At 72.7% G+C, this 15691-nt stretch carries 15 protein-coding genes; 10 read left to right on the top strand and 5 right to left on the bottom strand.

The annotated features are described in order from the left end of the window. The first annotated feature begins 84 nt into the window (after nucleotides 1-84). A complete protein-coding gene (locus ACWEJX_RS27355; protein WP_451610065.1) occupies nucleotides 85-639 on the top strand; it encodes a hypothetical protein in 555 nt (184 codons plus the stop codon). A gap of 113 nt (nucleotides 640-752) precedes the next feature. Here the strand turns inward: ACWEJX_RS27355 and ACWEJX_RS27350 are convergent, their stop codons facing one another. Next, on the bottom strand, nucleotides 753-1178 hold the full coding sequence (locus ACWEJX_RS27350; protein ID WP_451610064.1) for a MarR family winged helix-turn-helix transcriptional regulator: 426 nt from the start codon (nucleotides 1176-1178) through the stop codon (nucleotides 753-755). A 128-nt stretch (nucleotides 1179-1306) separates the two neighbouring features. Between ACWEJX_RS27350 and ACWEJX_RS27345 the strand changes: the two genes are divergently transcribed. From ACWEJX_RS27345 to ACWEJX_RS27315, 7 genes are all read left to right on the top strand, one after another. Next, nucleotides 1307-2086: a crotonase/enoyl-CoA hydratase family protein gene (locus ACWEJX_RS27345; RefSeq protein ID WP_451610063.1), complete on the top strand. Its 780-nt coding sequence runs from the start codon at nucleotides 1307-1309 to the stop codon at nucleotides 2084-2086. Continuing rightward, nucleotides 2083-4185: an acetoacetate--CoA ligase gene (locus tag ACWEJX_RS27340; RefSeq protein ID WP_451610062.1), complete on the top strand. Its 2103-nt coding sequence runs from the start codon at nucleotides 2083-2085 to the stop codon at nucleotides 4183-4185. The genes ACWEJX_RS27345 and ACWEJX_RS27340 overlap by 4 nt, the downstream gene beginning before the upstream one ends. Further along, nucleotides 4182-5066, top strand: coding sequence for a 3-hydroxyacyl-CoA dehydrogenase NAD-binding domain-containing protein (locus tag ACWEJX_RS27335; RefSeq protein WP_451610061.1), 885 nt, complete (start codon nucleotides 4182-4184; stop codon nucleotides 5064-5066). Before ACWEJX_RS27340 ends, ACWEJX_RS27335 begins: the two co-directional genes overlap by 4 nt. A gap of 8 nt (nucleotides 5067-5074) precedes the next feature. Then, a complete protein-coding gene (locus tag ACWEJX_RS27330) occupies nucleotides 5075-5944 on the top strand; it encodes an amidohydrolase family protein (RefSeq protein WP_451610089.1) in 870 nt (289 codons plus the stop codon). Nucleotides 5945-6053: 109 nt separating this feature from the next. Further along, nucleotides 6054-6602, top strand: a complete 549-nt coding sequence (locus ACWEJX_RS27325) for a CGNR zinc finger domain-containing protein (RefSeq protein WP_451610060.1) — start codon at nucleotides 6054-6056, stop codon at nucleotides 6600-6602. 175 nt (nucleotides 6603-6777) lie between these two features. Continuing rightward, complete coding sequence (gene msrA, locus ACWEJX_RS27320; RefSeq protein ID WP_451610059.1) at nucleotides 6778-7290, top strand: peptide-methionine (S)-S-oxide reductase MsrA; 513 nt, start codon at nucleotides 6778-6780, stop codon at nucleotides 7288-7290. 215 nt (nucleotides 7291-7505) lie between these two features. Continuing rightward, complete coding sequence (locus ACWEJX_RS27315) at nucleotides 7506-8276, top strand: GNAT family N-acetyltransferase (RefSeq protein WP_451610058.1); 771 nt, start codon at nucleotides 7506-7508, stop codon at nucleotides 8274-8276. A gap of 9 nt (nucleotides 8277-8285) precedes the next feature. On the opposite strand, the gene ACWEJX_RS27310 is transcribed toward ACWEJX_RS27315, so the two are convergent. Next, a complete protein-coding gene (locus tag ACWEJX_RS27310) occupies nucleotides 8286-9098 on the bottom strand; it encodes a GOLPH3/VPS74 family protein (protein ID WP_451610057.1) in 813 nt (270 codons plus the stop codon). Between the two features lie 49 nt (nucleotides 9099-9147). On the opposite strand from ACWEJX_RS27310, the gene ACWEJX_RS27305 reads away from it, so the two are divergent. Next, the gene (locus ACWEJX_RS27305) at nucleotides 9148-9888 is read left to right on the top strand and encodes a class I SAM-dependent methyltransferase (protein WP_451610056.1); all 741 of its coding nucleotides are present in this window, start codon (nucleotides 9148-9150) and stop codon (nucleotides 9886-9888) included. Between the two features lie 68 nt (nucleotides 9889-9956). On the opposite strand, the gene ACWEJX_RS27300 is transcribed toward ACWEJX_RS27305, so the two are convergent. From ACWEJX_RS27300 to ACWEJX_RS27290, 3 genes are all read right to left on the bottom strand, one after another. Next, complete coding sequence (locus tag ACWEJX_RS27300) at nucleotides 9957-12896, bottom strand: ABC transporter permease (protein ID WP_451610055.1); 2940 nt, start codon at nucleotides 12894-12896, stop codon at nucleotides 9957-9959. Further along, nucleotides 12893-13633: an ABC transporter ATP-binding protein gene (locus tag ACWEJX_RS27295; RefSeq protein ID WP_451610054.1), complete on the bottom strand. Its 741-nt coding sequence runs from the start codon at nucleotides 13631-13633 to the stop codon at nucleotides 12893-12895. Before ACWEJX_RS27295 ends, ACWEJX_RS27300 begins: the two co-directional genes overlap by 4 nt. Before the next feature lie 95 nt (nucleotides 13634-13728). Beyond that, nucleotides 13729-14955: an MFS transporter gene (locus ACWEJX_RS27290; RefSeq protein WP_451610053.1), complete on the bottom strand. Its 1227-nt coding sequence runs from the start codon at nucleotides 14953-14955 to the stop codon at nucleotides 13729-13731. 239 nt (nucleotides 14956-15194) lie between these two features. On the opposite strand from ACWEJX_RS27290, the gene ACWEJX_RS27285 reads away from it, so the two are divergent. Continuing rightward, nucleotides 15195-15449, top strand: a complete 255-nt coding sequence (locus tag ACWEJX_RS27285; RefSeq protein ID WP_451610088.1) for an SHOCT domain-containing protein — start codon at nucleotides 15195-15197, stop codon at nucleotides 15447-15449. The last annotated feature ends 242 nt before the right edge of the window (nucleotides 15450-15691 follow it).

Raw genomic sequence — 15691 nt, 5'->3', positions numbered from 1 at the left:
GAAGGTCTACTTTCGACATGTCACAACAGGAACGTGAGTTCGGCGGGCCGACCGACGGACCGACCAACCGACCGGGGGATTTCGATGTCGTACCTGCGCAGCTTCCTGCCGTGGATCGTCTTCGCGGTGATTCCGTCCGCCCAGTGGCAGTGGGGCGCGCTGGCCGCGCTGGCCGCCGCGGTGGCGATCATCGTCCAGCAGCGCCGCGAGGGCGTCGGCTTCGACGCACTGATCATCGAGATCGGCTCCGCGGCCTTCTTCGCGGTCCTGGCCGGCATCGCCTTCGCCGACCCCGGCTCGGGCGTGCACGGCTACTCGGCCGCCCTCTCCTCCGCCGTCCTGGCCCTGATCGCCGGGGTCTCGCTGCTCATCCGCAAGCCCTTCACCCTGGGCATGGCCAAGCGCAGCACGCCCCGCGAGGTGTGGGGGCTGCGGCCCTTCGTGCGGGCCAACACCGTCATCACCGGCGTCTGGGCGGGGGCCTTCGCGCTGACGGCCGCCGGCCTCGCGCTGCTCGCCCACGCCGGCCAGGGCCACTCCACCCCCGCCACGCTCGTCCAGGCGGCCGGCTTCGTCCTCCCGATGCTCTTCACCAACCGCTACGTCGCCGCCACGCAGGCCAGGGCGGGCGCCCGATGAGCACCGACGCCCCACGCCCGGCACCGCCACCGCCCGTCCCGCCGGCGGCCTGCCCGGCTGCGGGACGGGCCGTGAAGGGCCGGGCCTGCCGGCGGATCAGGGTCGGACAGGCTCTAGGCGAGCGCCGCGCGGGCGCGGTTGAGGAGGTCGCGGAAGACCGCGCGTTCGTCGGCCGTGAACTCCCGCAGCATCTCGTCCTCCAGCTCCTGGACGGCCGCCGCGTGCAGGGCCAGCAGGTCGCGGCCGGCGTCGGTGAGGCTGATGACGTGGCGGCGCCGGCTCGCCGGGTCGGGGGACCGGGTGATGAGACCGCGCCGCTCCAGCGCGCCGACCAGGTCGGACATGGACTGGGGCGTGACGAAGGAGTTGCGGGCGAGCTCGGCCCCGGACATGCCGTCCCGGCGCTCGAGCACGGTCAGCGCCGTGTACTGCAGAGCGGTGACGCCCGAGGGCTTGAGCAGTTCGTCGAGCCGTGCGCGGGTGGCCAGTTCGACCTGCTTCACCGAGTACAGCAGCGACGGTGGAGCGACGTCCTTCACATGCTCTCCCCAGGGACCTTCCGGATCCCCATCGTCAGGAATCCTGTCGAAAATTCTAGCCCAACCCCTTGCTCGGCGACGGCGTGCCCTCCGATACTCAGGATTCCTGATGATTGAGGAGCCTTCCCTTGAGCACGCTTTCCATCGACCGACGCGGCGGGGTGGCGGTCCTGACGCTCCGCCGCCCGGCCAAGCGCAACGCCCTCGACGACGCCACGGTGCTGGGCATCGAGGAGTTCTTCCGGAAGCCGGGCCCCGACGTGCGGGCCGTCGTCCTCGACGCCGAGGGCGACCACTTCTCCGCCGGGCTGGACCTCGGCGAGCTCACCGAGCGGACCACCGAACAGGCCCTGGAACACTCGCTGATGTGGCACCGCGTCTTCGACACGATCGAGGGCGGACGGGTCCCCGTGGTGGCCGCGCTGAAGGGCGCGGTCATCGGCGGCGGCCTGGAGCTGGCGGCCTCCGCGCACATCCGCGTGGCCGATCCGTCCACGTTCTACGCGCTGCCTGAAGGGCAGCGCGGGATCTTCGTCGGCGGCGGCGGCTCGGTCCGAATCCCGCGGCTGATCGGTGCGCACCGGATGGCGGACATGATGCTCACCGGCCGCGTCCTGGACGCGGCCGAGGGACAGGCCGCCGGCCTCTCGCAGTACCTCACCGACGAGGGCGGGGCGCGCGCCAAGGCCCTCGAACTCGCCGGCCGGATCGCCGCCAACGCCCCGCTGACCAACTTCGCCGTCCTCCAGGCCCTCCCCAGGATCGCCGAGGCCTCGCCGGCCGGCGGCCTCCTGCTCGAATCCCTCATGTCGGCCGTCGCGGCCGGCAGCGGCGACGCCCAGGAGCGGATGCGGGCGTTCCTGGACGGCCGCGCCGCGAAGGTCACCACCGGAAAGGCCGCCCGATGAACGAGATCCTCAGCACCCCCGGCCCCACCGTCAGGGCGGACTCGGAGATCGGCCGCTACCTCGGCTGGCTGGAATCGGAGCGACAGCTGCGCTTTCCCGACTACGACAGTCTCTGGCAGTGGTCCGTCACCGATCTGGCCGGCTTCTGGTCGTCGGTCTGGGAGTTCTTCGACGTCCGGCCGCACACCCCGCCCACCGCCACCCTGGGCCGCAAGTCCATGCCGGACACCGAGTGGTTCCCCGGCGCGACCCTCAACTACGCCGAGCACGCGCTCGGCCGTGAGCAGGACCTCGACGCCGTCGCGGTCGTCGCCCACTCCCAGACCAGGGCACCGCTGGAGCTGACCTTCGGCGAGCTCCGGGACCAGGTGGCCCGCGCCCGCGCCGGGCTCCTCCGCCTGGGCGTCGGCAAGGGCGACCGGGTCGTCGCGTACCTGCCGAACATCCCCGAGACCCTGGTGGCCTTCCTCGCCACCGCGAGCATCGGTGCCGTCTGGGCCGCCTGCGCACCCGAGTTCGGCTCCCGCAGCGTCGTCGACCGGTTCGCCCAGCTCGAACCGAAGGTGCTGCTCACCGTCACCGGCTACCGCTACGGGGACCGCGACATCGACCGCCGCACGGAGGTGGCGGAGATCGCCGCCCGGCTCCCCAGCGTGGAACGGATCGTCCACGTCCCGTACGGGAAGAACACCCTGCCCGACGCCCTGGGGTGGACCGAGCTGCTCGCCGTAGGGGAAGGACCGGGAGAACCGGGAGAACCGGGAGAACCTGCGGAACCCGCGGAACTCGCCTTTGAGCCCGTGCCGTTCGACCACCCGCTCTTCGTGCTGTTCTCCTCCGGGACCACCGGCATCCCCAAGGCGATCGTGCACCGGCACGGCGGCATCCTCCTGGAGCACCTCAAGAACAACGCGCTCAGCTGGGACCTGAAGCCGGGCGACCGGATGCTCTGGTTCAGCACGACCGCCTGGATGCTGTGGAACACCCTGGTGTCCGCGCTCCTCGTCCGCGCGTCCATCGTCATGATCGACGGCAATCCGGTCCATCCCGACCTGCGGGAGCAATGGCGGATCGCCGCCGACACCGGGGCGACGCTGATGGGCGTGAGCCCCGGCTATCTGATGGCCTGCCGCAAGGCCGGGATCCGGCCCGCCGAGGAGTTCGACCTGTCGCGGCTGCGGCAGCTCGGCGCGGCGGGCAGCCCGCTCGCCGCCGACGGATTCCGCTGGGTGGCCGAGCAGTTCGGGGACGGGGTGCTCCTCAACGTCGGCTGCGGAGGCACCGACGTGTGCACCGGCATCCTCCAGGGCAGCCCGCTGCAGACCGTGCGCGCCGGGGAGATATCCGGGCCCTGCCTCGGGGTCGCCGCGTACGCCTACGACAGCAAGGGCGAGCGGGTGGTCGGCGAGCTGGGCGAGTTGGTGATCACCGAGCCGATGCCGTCGATGCCCGTCGGCTTCTGGGGCGACACCGACGGCTCCCGCTACCGGGCCGCGTACTTCGAGGAGTTTCCGGGCGTGTGGCGGCACGGCGACTGGGTACGGTTCGCGCCCGAGGGCCACTGCATCGTCGCCGGACGCTCCGACGCCACCCTCAACCGCGGCGGGGTCCGGCTCGGCACCGCGGAGTTCTACGCGGTCGTCGAGGACCTCCCCGAGGTCGACGACAGCCTCGTCGTCCACATCGAGGACCCCGAAGGCGGAAACGGAGAACTGCTGCTCTTCGTCGCCGGACCGGTGGAGCTGGACGACGCCCTGCGCACGGGCATCGCCCGCGCGCTGCGGTCGGCGCTGTCGCCGCGGCACGTACCGGACGTCATCGAGCGGGTGCCCACCGTCCCGCGCAACCGGACCGGCAAGAAGCTGGAGGTGCCGGTCAAGAGGATCCTCCTCGGCGCCCGCCCCGAGTCCGTGGCCAGCACCGACGTCCTCGCCGACCCGCGGTCCCTGGACCCGTTCGTCGCGTTCGCCGCCGGAAGACGAGCCGCCGAGGACGGGGCCGGCACCGGGCACGGGACCGGTGCCGGCACCGCGACGCTCCCCGGGGCCGGCACAGGAGTCGGCACAGGAGTCGGCGCCGGGCACGGGAGCACGTCATGAGAGTCGCCGTCGTCGGTACCGGGGTCATCGGTGCCTCCTGGACGACCCTCTTCCTGGAGTACGGGCACGAGGTCGTCGCGACCGACCCCGCGCCCGGCGCGGAGGCCCGGCTCCGGGCGGCGGTCCCCGCCCACCAGGAGCGGCTGTCCTTCACCCCGGACCCCGCCGAGGCGGTCGCGGACGCCGATTTCGTCCAGGAGAACGGCCCGGAACGCCCCGAGCTGAAGGACGAGGTCTTCGCCGTACTCGACGCCGCGGCCCCACCGGGGACCGTCCTGGCGAGCAGCTCCTCCGGACTGCTGCCGTCCCGGATTCAGCGCGCCTGCGCCGCCCATCCCGAACGGGTCCTCGTCGGGCATCCGTTCAACCCGCCCCACCTCATCCCGCTGGTCGAGGTCGTGCCGGGCGAGCGGACCTCCGAGGCCGCCGTCGAGGAGGCCATGGCCTTCTACCGGAACCTCGGACGCCGCCCCATCCGGCTGCGCCAGGAGCTCCCCGGCCACGTCGCGAACCGGCTCCAGGCGGCGCTGTGGCGCGAGGCGTACTCCCTGGTCGAGCGGGGCGCGGCGAGCGTCGCCGACATCGACGCCGCCATCGCCCACGGTCCCGGGCTGCGCTGGGCGCTGCTCGGGCCCTTCCTCAACCAGCACCTGTCGGGCGGCCCCGGCGGCATCGCCCACGTCCTGGAGCACCTCGGCCCGCCCATGGAGGAATGGTGGGCCGACCTCGGCGCACCGCGTCTCACACCCGAACTGACGCGCGCGATCACCCGGGGCGTGGCCGACGAGCTGGCCGGCACGCCGGAGGCCGACCTGGTCGCCGCACGCGACGCCCTCCTGAACCTCCTCCTCGACGCGAAGAAGAGGACCGAACACCTGTGAGCACCCCGATGAACCCCGCCTACCTCACCGACCTCACCGCGATCGACTTCCACGTCCACGTGGAGCAGGACGCCCGCGGCCACCTCGCGCTCGACGCCGAGCTGATGGACGCCTCCGCCGCGTACTTCAAGGCCGGCCAGGACCGCACCCCGACCGTCGAGACGATCGCCGCGCACTACCGCGAGCGCCGGATGGCCGCCGTCATCTTCACGGTGGACGCCACCACGGGACTGGGTCACCCCGCCCTGTCCAGCGAGGAGATCGCCGACGCCGCGGCCGCCCACCCCGACGTCCTCATCCCGTTCGGCTCGGTCGACCCGCACCGTCCGGACGCCGTCGCCCGGGCCCGCGCGCTCGTCCTCGACCACGGCGTCCGCGGCTTCAAGTTCCACCCCAGCCTCCAGGCGTTCGCACCGAACGCCCCCGAGCACTACCCGCTCTACGAGGCGCTCCAGGAGCTGGGTGTCCCCGCCCTGTTCCACACCGGGCAGTCCGGCATCGGCGCGGGTCTGCCCGGTGGGCGCGGCATCAAGCTGCGCCACTCCGACCCGATGCTCCTGGACGACGTCGCCGCCGACTTCCCCGGCCTGACAATCGTCCTGGCACACCCGTCGGTGCCCTGGCAGGACGAGGCGATCTCCATCGCCACGCACAAGGCCAACGTCTACATCGACCTGTCGGGCTGGTCCCCGAAGTACTTTCCCCCGCAGCTCGTGAAGGCGGCCGGTTCCTTCCTCCGGCACAAGGTGCTGTTCGGCTCGGACTTCCCCGTCGTCACGCCCGACCGATGGCTGGCCGACTTCGGCACCCTCGACATCAAGCCGGAAGTCCGCCCGCTGATCCTCAAGGAGAACGCCGTCCGAGTCCTCGGCCTCTGACGCCGGCTGCGGAGCCGGGAGGCGGGGGAGTCCGGGCTGTGGCGGCGGGGGAGCCCCAGGAGGAGACGGAGGGCTTGCAACGCACGATGTCACTGGTCAGTATGGTTACGTGAATCACGCATTTCCCTGTGGGACGCTCTGCCTGGACTTCGTCGGCACGCTGCGGGCGCGGCGCAACGCCGCTCCGCTGGAGAAGCTGGCCACGCCCGGCCTCCTCGACGACTGGTTCATGGAGTCGGGGATGCTGGATCTGCCGCCGGGTGCGAGCGAGGCGGAGGTGGTGATCGCCGTGCGGTTGCGCGAGGCGATCTACGACCTGGTGGCCGCCCGGCTCGACGGCCGTCCGCTGCCGGCGGAGTCGGTGGCGGAGGTGAACCTGCACGCCTCCGGTCCGCCGGTGACGCTGCGGCTGACGCCCGACGGGGTCATGCGCTCGGGGTCGGTCGCCCAGGGGCTGGCCGCGCTGGCCCGTGAGACGGTGCAGCTGGTCGGCGGGGACGACGCCGCGCTGCTGCGTGAATGTGCCCGTCCGGAGTGCACGCAGGTATATCTGGACCGCTCGCGCGGGCATCGCCGGGAGTGGTGTGCGATGCGGACGTGCGGCAACCGGGTCAAGGCGGCCAACTACCGGGCGCGCCAGCACGCCGCGCAGGGCTGACCGCCCAGCCCGGGAACCCGCCGGGACAGCCTTCGTCACCTGTTTGACCGGTGATGGAGGCTGTGCCAGTCTGGAGGGGTGTCGCGTCCTTCGGTGAGGTGGCACGCCAGACAGACCGGTCGGCCTCGCGAGACCGACCTGAGTGACGCGATGGACGAGAGGGCGGTGACGGGCGATGGCCGGCAACGAGGAACGGGCCGTACTGGCAGGCGGCTGCTTCTGGGGCATGCAGGAACTCATCCGCAAGCAGCCGGGTGTGCTGGCGACGCGGGTGGGGTACAGCGGCGGCGAACTGGCACACCCGACGTACCGTCACCACGACGGGCACGCGGAGTCCGTCGAGATCGTCTTCGACCCGAACGCGACCGACTACCGGGCGCTCCTGGAGTTCTTCTTCCAGATCCACGACCCGACCACGAAGGACCGGCAGGGCAACGACATCGGGGACAGCTACCGCTCCGCCGTCTTCTACCTGAACGACGAGCAGCGGCGCGTCGCCGAGGACACCATCGCCGACGTCGAGGCCTCGGGCCTCTGGCCGGGACCGGTGGTCACCGAGGTCACCCCGGCGGGCCCGTTCTGGGAGGCCGAGCCCGAGCACCAGGACTATCTCCAGCGCTACCCGGACGGCTACACCTGCCACTTCCCGCGCGCCGGCTGGCGACTGCCCCGGCGGGACGAGTCCTGACCCGAGCCCGGCCCCGTACCCCGGCATGGCACACCACTCACCGGGGCGCGGGGCGCGGGGGCGCGGCGTGGCGGTGGCAGGTGCACGGGCGTCCGCGTCGCGCCGGCCGCGTCCTGTGGAGCAGGCCGGAATCGTGGTTCACTCGTCGGGATCTTCCCGATGTCTCGACGAAGTGAGGTATTCCGGTGACAGTTCTCGCGGACTCTGTCGAATCCATGGAGCAACTGGCCCTGGTCTGGCGGGCCATGGTTCTCGACCGGGACCGGGACGCAGACGTCCGTGACCTCCCCGGCATCGCCGTCCGCTGGGCCGACTGCCGCTTCGCCTTCTGGAACTGCGTCACCCTCACCGAGGTCGGCGCCGACGCCGAGCTCTTGGAGCGGCGCCTGCACGAGGCCGCGGACGTCATGCGCGCGAAGCAACAGCCCGGCTTCCTCTGGGTCTTCGAGGACCTGATCGAGGCCGAGGCGCGCTCCGGCCTGGAGGCGGCGGCCGAGCGGGCCGGCCTGGTGCACGCCTTTCCCGGAACGGGCATGGCCGGGGACCTGCTGCCCCTGCCGGAGCCCGTCCACCCGGACCTGACATTCGTGCGGGTGTCGACCGACGAACAGCTCCAGGCGTACGCGGACATCAACTCCCGTGCGTACGGCTTCCCCCTGGAAGACGGCCGGGACGGCCTGGCCGGCTCCGTGCTGTGGAAGGACCGGGTGCACGCCTACCTGGGCGTACGCGACGGCATCCCGGTGACCTGCGCCGCCACGGTCGAGGCGGAGGGCCGACTCTTCGTCGTGCTCGTGGCCACCGACCCGCAGTGGGAGCGCCGCGGCTACGGCGAGGCGGTGACGAGGAAGGCGCTGTACGAGGGCGCCCGCGCCACCGGCCTCACCCGCGCCACCCTGCACGCGACCGTCGCCGGAGCACCCGTCTACCCGCGCATCGGATTCCGGCCGAACTCGCCCATGCACTTCTTCGCCCTCAAGGGCTGACGGGCCCGGTCAGCCGGGCCCCCGCCACACGTTGTCGAAGGCCGCCTGCTCGACGGTCCGCCGCTGCCGTACGCCCTCCAGCTCCAGCAGCGCGTCGCCGACGGCGGCCAGCACGAGCGTCACCGAGTCGTCGAGAGCCTCGACACGATCCGGTTCCGGCGCCTGCTCGGCGCGCAGACCCAGCTCCCCGGCGAGACTTACGAGCACCGGGTCGGCGGACGACCACAGTTCCGCCGCCCGGCGGCGGGCCGCCGAATCCTCCGGGACCGGCACACCGTCCGCCAGCGGGAGCCCGCGACGCCGCCGCCGGGTGAGCGCGCCCTCCGCCTCCAGAGCCGTGAGATACGCCTCGGCCAGCCCATCGCCTCTGCGCCACAGCCAGTCACCGACCGTCTCGTACGGCTCCTCCCGGCGCAGCGAGGCGAGCGCCCGCGCCAGGAGGTCGTCGGCCGGGACGGGATAGCCGACGGGCACGACGAGTTCCGCCCGCAACGCGACCGCATCGGTCCCGAGCAGGTCGACGAGCTCCGCCCCGGCCAGCGCGAGCGACAGCTCGCCCAGACGCACCTCCCGGTCGGGCTTGCCGTCCAGGACGACCAGGAGAAGGTCGCGTGCCGTCGTCATGAAGCCCTCACATCCACGCGCGGGCGAGCGGACAGATACGTGTCCCACCTTACGGCCGGGAGCGGCGGTCAGCCCGCGGACCGTGAAGGGGGCGAGCAGGGGGTCGATGGTGAGGGCGGGGACTCCGACGGCCGGGCCCGTGGCGAGCGCGTCCTCGTAGCGGTCGTAGCGGGCCTCACCGTCGGCGGGCCCACCCACTGCCGTAATCGTGTTGACCGCCTCCGGTGGGCAGTGCTGGAGTCGGCGGGTGGACAGCATCCCCGCCAACCGGCGGCTCTGGAACCGGATCAGCAGCGCCTACCAGCACGCGCACGACCCGCGCATCGGCGCCGAACCCCGGCTGTGGGGCATGTACTCCATCCCCGACGCACACCTGCACGCCCTGGGCGACGTCACCGGCAAGCGCGTCCTCGAACTCGGCTGCGGCGCCGGCCAGTGGTCCAGGGCGCTCGCCGCCGAAGGCGCCCACGTGGTCGGGATCGACCTGTCCGAAGCCCAACTCACGGCAGCGGCGCGCGCGATGGGAGCGGCCCGTCACCCGCTGGTGCAAGGTGCCGCCGAACAACTCCCCTTCGCCGCCGACAGCTTCGACCTGGTGTTCTGCGACTTCGGTGGGCTCAGCTGGGCGCCCCCGCACCTGGCCGTCCCGCAGGCGGCACGCGTCCTGCGCCGAGGCGGGCGTCTGGTGTTCAACGTCGCCAGCCCCTGGTTCGAAGCCTGCTACGACGAAGCCGCCGGCCGCGTGACCACGACGCTCCAACAGGACTACTTCGGGCTGAACACCATCGCCGAAGGCGACGGCGCGACCAGCTATCAGCTCACCTACGGCGGCTGGGTCAAGGTCCTGCGCGGCGCGGGTCTCGTCATCGACGACCTCATCGAACCGCGGCCCGAACCGGGAACACCCAACGGCTACAACGAAACCGACCCACCCGACTGGGCACACCGCTGGCCCGCGGAAGTGCTCTGGGTAACCCACAAACCGTGATTCCGCCGCGCCGGGACGCGCAGGACCTGCGCCCCCCGCGCGCCGTCGACCCGCCCGGCCCCTGATCGTCAGTCCGCTACGCGGACCGCGCGTGCGGGGCGGATGGCTGCGGCGCGACGGGCCGGACCCACGGTGGCCAGGAGCGAGGCGACGAAGGTGGCCACCGCCAGGCCGCAGATGCCGGTCCACTCGACGGGGAACCCGCCTTCGAGGCCCTCGAAGGCCGCGCTGTTGCGGTACATCAGCCAGGTCGTCAGGACACCGAGCAGGGAGCCGAGCACGATTCCCTCCGCCGCGACGAAGGCGCTCTCCCACAGGAAGGACCGGCGGACGGTGCGTGCCCGGAAGCCGAGGGCCCGCAGGATTCCGATGGTGCGGCGGCGTTCGCGCACGGCGCGGACCATGACGACGCCGAGGCCGGTGATGCCGACGCCGAGGCCCAGGGCGAGGAAACCCTGCATGAGGCGGAAGAAGGCGGTGCTGGAGTCGAACTGGTGGCGGATCTCGGAGGCGATCGGGGTGGCGACGAGGCTGGACGACAGCTGCTCGCCCTGCAGTTGGGTCGCCAGGGTGTCGGGGGACGTCCCGGGGCGGGTGCTGACGAGGGCGGAGGCGTTCTGGGCCTGGTCGCCGAAGAGGCCGCGCATGCTCTGCTCGCCCATGACCACCGGGTACGTGGTCGAGCTGGCGCCGGTGCCCGGGTAGAAGACCATGCCGTTGCTGAGGACGCCCGCGATGATCTTCTGTTCGCTGTGGCCGGTCCGCGGGTCGGTCACGGTGAGGGTGTCGCCGGGGTCGTAGTAGTCGCCGGCCGGGCCGCCGGTGCTCCCGAAGAAGGCGTCGATCACGACGTAACGGGGGTCGGCGGCGAGCGCGTGCCAGACCGCCGGGTCGTTGGCGAGTCCGGGCAGCCGTTCACGGAAGGTGATGCCGGTGATCGCGCCGTTCGGCACCCCCACGGCCGCGACGTCCAGCAGCTGTTTGCTGCGGTGGCCGGGGTCGGTGGCCCGGCCGCTGCCGTTGAGCAGGGGCGTGACGGTGTCGATGCCGGCAGCGGAAGGGCCGTTGCGCAGCTGGGCGACGAGCCGGTCGCCGGCGACCTGCGGGTTGTAGTCGAGCCGCAGGGAGTAGCCGGCGGTGGCGTCGGTGACGACTCCGTCGACGCCGGCGCGAAGGATGCCGGAGATCTCCGTCAGCAGGACGAGAACGAACACGATCAGCGTGTACATCACGAGCGTGGCGCCCGTACGGAACCGTTTCGCCAGCGGGTAGGCGACCGCGAGCCGCGCCGCCAGGCCCGACTCCGACGGGCGCTCGAAGAGACGCCGTACGGGGCGCAGCAGCGTCTTCTGGTTGTTGCTGACGAGCACCACGGCGGAGAAGGCGGCGAGGGCGCCCTGGATGACGTACACGGACATGGAGGGCGCGTCGAAGATCCGCGGGCGCAGGACCGGCGCCAGCAGGGTCCAGGCCAGTACGGCGCCCGCGACGAGCGTGGTCGCGGCCTGCCGGGACATCACCCGCAGCAGGGCGGGGACGGCGAAGGCGAGGGCGAGCGCCGGCATGAGGTAGGTGGCCTCGGCCTGGCTGCGGGCCACCGCGGGGACGGCCGCGAACGCGAAGAGGACCGACAGGGCGCCGCACACGACGAGCAGTCTGCGGCGCGGGCCACGCCCGGGTGTCGACGGCAGGTCCCGGACGGCGGCGATGATGTTGAACCTGCTGATCCGCGTGCTCGTCCCCAGGATGGCCGCGAACGCGATCAGCAGGCCCATGGCCACACCGTTCAGGATGCTGGTGGGCGTGACGGCGAAGGCGATCCGGAGGCTGCTGCCGCCGACCGACCAGCCGCGGAAGATCTCCGCGGCCACCACGGCGACGCCCCAGCCCACGCCCACTCCGATGGCCGCTCCGGGCAGCGCGGAGAGCAGCGCGTAGGCGGCCCCTTCGAGGGTGAAGGAGCCGATCAGACGCGAGCGCTTCATGCCGATCGCCCGCACCATGCCCATCTGCGCCTTCCGCTCCTCGCCCAGCATGACGAAGATGTTCACGAGCAGCAGGGCGCCCGCGATGATGCTGAAGCTGCCGATCATCAGGAACAGCGCACCGAGCGAGTCCCCGGCCTGCTTGGCATCCCTCAGGACCGTGTGTTTCGGGGTGTCGACGGCGGCCTGGCGGGAGAGCGGCCCCAGCGCCTCGCGGATGTCCGTGGTCACCCGCGGGGTCAGGGCCTCGCCGCCCTCGACACCGCCGCGGTTGGACACGAAGGTGACCGCACGCGGCTCCGTGCCGGCGGCCCGCGCCGCGGCGTCGAGGGTTCCGGGGGCCAGGAACGCGTCACGGTTCAGCCTGCCGCCCAGGCCCACGCCGGCCAGACCCCGCTCCGGCACCACCCGCTCCACGCGGTAGGTGTGCGGGTTGCCGAACAGGTAGAGCGTGATCGGCTCCCCGGCGCCCACCCGCAGCGACTGTGCCAGCGGCGCGTTGATCACGACCTGGCCGGGCTTCGGGCCGGGTCCGCCGATGCCTGAGCTCCCGCCCGCCGCACCGAAGCGGGATGCCTCGTCGAAGTCCATCTGCCAGGCCAGGACGCGCGGTTCGGCGATCGTACGGCCCTGGGGGCGGCTGACGCCCGAGGCCTGGGTGGTCCGGGCGGTCAGCACGCCGTCGACGTCCGGGCCGGTCCTCAGCGCGGCGAGCCGCTGGGCGACCGCGTGCCCGGGCGGGCCGGGCGGTGCCACGACGCGCTCGTCCACCGGGCCCAGCGTGCGGTAGGCCTCCTGGCGCACCGAGAAGTTGAGGGTGTCGCCGACGACCAGGGCCCCGATGATGATCGCCGTGCCGAGGACCGATCCGCCGATGACGAGCGCGGCCTCGGTGCGCCGTCGGGCGAGCTGGCGGAAGGCCAGACGACGCGAGACGGGTTGCCGGACGGCGACCAGGACGAGCGCCACGAGGACGAGCGCGAGGGCGATGAGCAGCGGGGCCAGGAGGTTCGGATACATCATCGGTCCCGGGAGACGTCGGTGACCGCTTCCGTGGCCGGAACGCGCTGCGGAAGGTCGTCGACCAGCCGCCCGTCGCGCATCCGGATCAGCCGGGGGACGCGGGCACCGATGGTGCTGTCGTGGGTGACGAGGACGATCGTCTGGCCCTCGTCCCGGTTGAGTTCGCACAGCAGGTCCATGACCTGGTCGGCCATGGCGCTGTCGAGGTTGCCGGTCGGTTCGTCCGCCCACACGACGGCCGGCCGGCCGGCGAGGGCGCGCGCGATGGTCACCCGCTGCTGTTCACCGCCGGACAGTTCGCTGGGCCGGTGCTCGACCCGGTGACCGAGGCCGACCCGGTCGAGCATGGCGAGCGCCCTGCTGCGCGCCTCGCGCGGCCGGGTGCCCACGAGCAGGAGGGGGAGTTCGACGTTCTCCACCGCGGAGAAGACGGGGATCAGGTTGAACGACTGGAAGACGAAACCCATCGTGCGGGCCCGGTGCTCCGTGCGTGCGGCGTCCGACATCGCGAAGAGATCACGGCCGTCGATCTCCACCCGGCCGCCGTCGATGTCGTCGAGCCCGGACAGACAGTTCAGCAGGGTCGTCTTCCCGGACCCGGACGGTCCCATGACCCCCACGAGCTCGCCGTGACGCACGACGAGATCCAGGTCGTCCAGGGCGGTGACCGCCACCGAGCCCGTCCGGTAGATCTTGCGGACTCCCGTGGCGACGAGGAGAGGCCGGTCGCTGTTCATGTCTTCCATACGAGACCCGGAAGAGACCGGCCGCCACGGTCCTCCCGGCCCGAACAGGGGGACGAACGGCCCAATCCGAGACCCGGCCGGACGGGTCACGCGTCCGCCGCGACACGCACCCGTCGCCGGACGACCGTGGCGGTCAGAGCCCCCGCGACCAGCGCGGTCACGGCCAGCAGCACGAAGCCCCAGGTGTAGTCGTGCGCGACGCTGTCGACCGCGCCCATGACGAGCGGTGGGAAGAATCCGCCGAGACCGCCCGCCGCCCCCACCAGGCCGGTCACCGAGCCCACCCGCTCGGCCGGCACCAGGCGGGCCACGAGGGCGAAGACCGCACCGGAGCCCGCGCCCAGACCTGCGGCCATGCCGAGGAAGGCCGCGGTTCCGACCGGGACCAGTTCCGCCTCGAAGGAGGCCACGACCGCACACGCGGCGACGAGCCCGTACGACACCGTCAGCACGGGGACGGGACGGACGCGGTCCGACAGCCAGCCGCCCAGGGGCCGCATGGCGACCGCGAGGACGACGAACCCGGCGGTCCGCAGCGCCGCGTCCGGGCGGCTGAGCTCGTAGGCCCGGGTCAGATAGGTGGGCAGGTAGACGCTGAAGGCGACGAACCCGCCGAAGGACACGGCGTACAGGAACGCCAGGTGCCAGGTCGACGGCGTGCGCGCGGCCAGTGCGGTGCGGGACCGGAGCGAACCCGCCGCGGTCGCGCGTCCCGGACGGTCGCGCAGCAGGAACCGGGCCACCACGGCGTACCCGGCGAGGCAGCCGGCCACGAGGTCGAACGGGAAGGCGCGCCCGACGGCGTCGGTCAGCTGGACGGTCGTGAACGACGCCAGGGCCGTGCCGCCGGTGCCGATGCCGAAGACCCCGAGGGCGACGCCCCGGCGCGCCGGCGGATACCAGGCGTTGACGAACGGGACGCCGACGGCGAAGGCGGTTCCGCCCAGCCCGAGCAGGAAGCCGCCCGCCAGCACCTCCGCCAGGGAGTCGGCGAGATGCCCCAGGTACAGCACCGGCAGGATCGTCAGCGCGGCGACGAGGGGGAACATCCGCTGGGCTCCCCAGCGGTCCGTCAGCGCCCCGGCGGGGATCCTGCCGAGCGCGCCGACGACCACCGGCACGGCGACCACCAGGGACTGCTCGAACGAACTGAGATCCAGGTCGTCCCGCAGCCGCGGGCCGAGCGGCGCGAGCAGGGCCCAGGCCCAGAAACAGAGGGTGAAGCCGACCGTGGCCAGGAGCAGCATCTGCCACGGTCGGGGCGTACCGTCCGCGCCGTCCGCGCCGGGCGGTCTCCCGGTCACTCGGGTCATGGTGCCTCCCGGCAGCAGCCCGCGTCGTCGTCGCGGAGCCCTGCCGGTTCCCACCCTCCCGGAGGCGGGATCCCGGCCCCAGGGGCCGCTCGTCCCCTTCCGTGCCCGAACGGTCCCCGCGGGGGGCCGGTCGGCCCTGTGCGCCCCGTCCGGGCCGGGGGCACCGTGGGAGTGTCCGGCCGGGCCGGGACGGGGACGCCCCGCAGGTGCCGGTGCGGTCGTGGGGAGCGTGAGTGGACATGATGTTCTGGTACGGCAACGGGATGAACGGATGGGGCTGGTTCGCCATGGCGGCCGGCATGGTCCTGTTCTGGGGCCTCCTCATCACCGTCGTCGTGATGATCTTCCGCTCGCTGGACCGTGCCGCGGACCGGCCGGCGCGTCGGGTCCCGGCGGTGCCCGAGCAGATCCTCGCCGAGCGGCTCGCCCGCGGTGAGATCGACGAGGAGGAGTACCGCAGGCGCCTGAGCGCCCTGCGGAGCGGGGAGTCGTGACCTTCCGCCCCGGATCCCGCCGGGATGCGGGCGTGGCCGCGCCCCGTCACCCTGGGACCATGGCCGGACGGACGCCCGGGGAACCGGGCGGACCCCGCGACGCGCTCCGTGAGCTGACCGCACGGCACGGAGCGCGCGGTGGCCTGCTGCCGGCCATGGTCCCAGGGTGACGGGGCGCGGCCACGCCCGCATCCCGGCGGGATCCGGGGCGGAAGGTCACGACTCCCCGCTCCGCAGGGCGC

It is taken from the genome of Streptomyces sp. NPDC004788, assembly GCF_053601115.1.
Note: the sequence above shows the minus strand (reverse complement) of the source record. Positions and strands in the feature narration are given on the sequence as shown.

Coding starts and splice junctions, on each gene's coding strand:
- ACWEJX_RS27330 (WP_451610089.1), top strand. CDS start 5,075: ATGAACCCCGCCTACCTCACCGACCTCACCGCGATCGACTTCCACGTC.
- ACWEJX_RS27340 (WP_451610062.1), top strand. CDS start 2,083: ATGAACGAGATCCTCAGCACCCCCGGCCCCACCGTCAGGGCGGACTCG.
- ACWEJX_RS27295 (WP_451610054.1), bottom strand. CDS start 13,633: ATGAACAGCGACCGGCCTCTCCTCGTCGCCACGGGAGTCCGCAAGATC.
- ACWEJX_RS27285 (WP_451610088.1), top strand. CDS start 15,195: ATGATGTTCTGGTACGGCAACGGGATGAACGGATGGGGCTGGTTCGCC.
- ACWEJX_RS27355 (WP_451610065.1), top strand. CDS start 85: ATGTCGTACCTGCGCAGCTTCCTGCCGTGGATCGTCTTCGCGGTGATT.
- ACWEJX_RS27290 (WP_451610053.1), bottom strand. CDS start 14,955: ATGACCCGAGTGACCGGGAGACCGCCCGGCGCGGACGGCGCGGACGGT.
- msrA (WP_451610059.1), top strand. CDS start 6,778: ATGGCCGGCAACGAGGAACGGGCCGTACTGGCAGGCGGCTGCTTCTGG.
- ACWEJX_RS27335 (WP_451610061.1), top strand. CDS start 4,182: ATGAGAGTCGCCGTCGTCGGTACCGGGGTCATCGGTGCCTCCTGGACG.
- ACWEJX_RS27315 (WP_451610058.1), top strand. CDS start 7,506: ATGGAGCAACTGGCCCTGGTCTGGCGGGCCATGGTTCTCGACCGGGAC.
- ACWEJX_RS27300 (WP_451610055.1), bottom strand. CDS start 12,896: ATGATGTATCCGAACCTCCTGGCCCCGCTGCTCATCGCCCTCGCGCTC.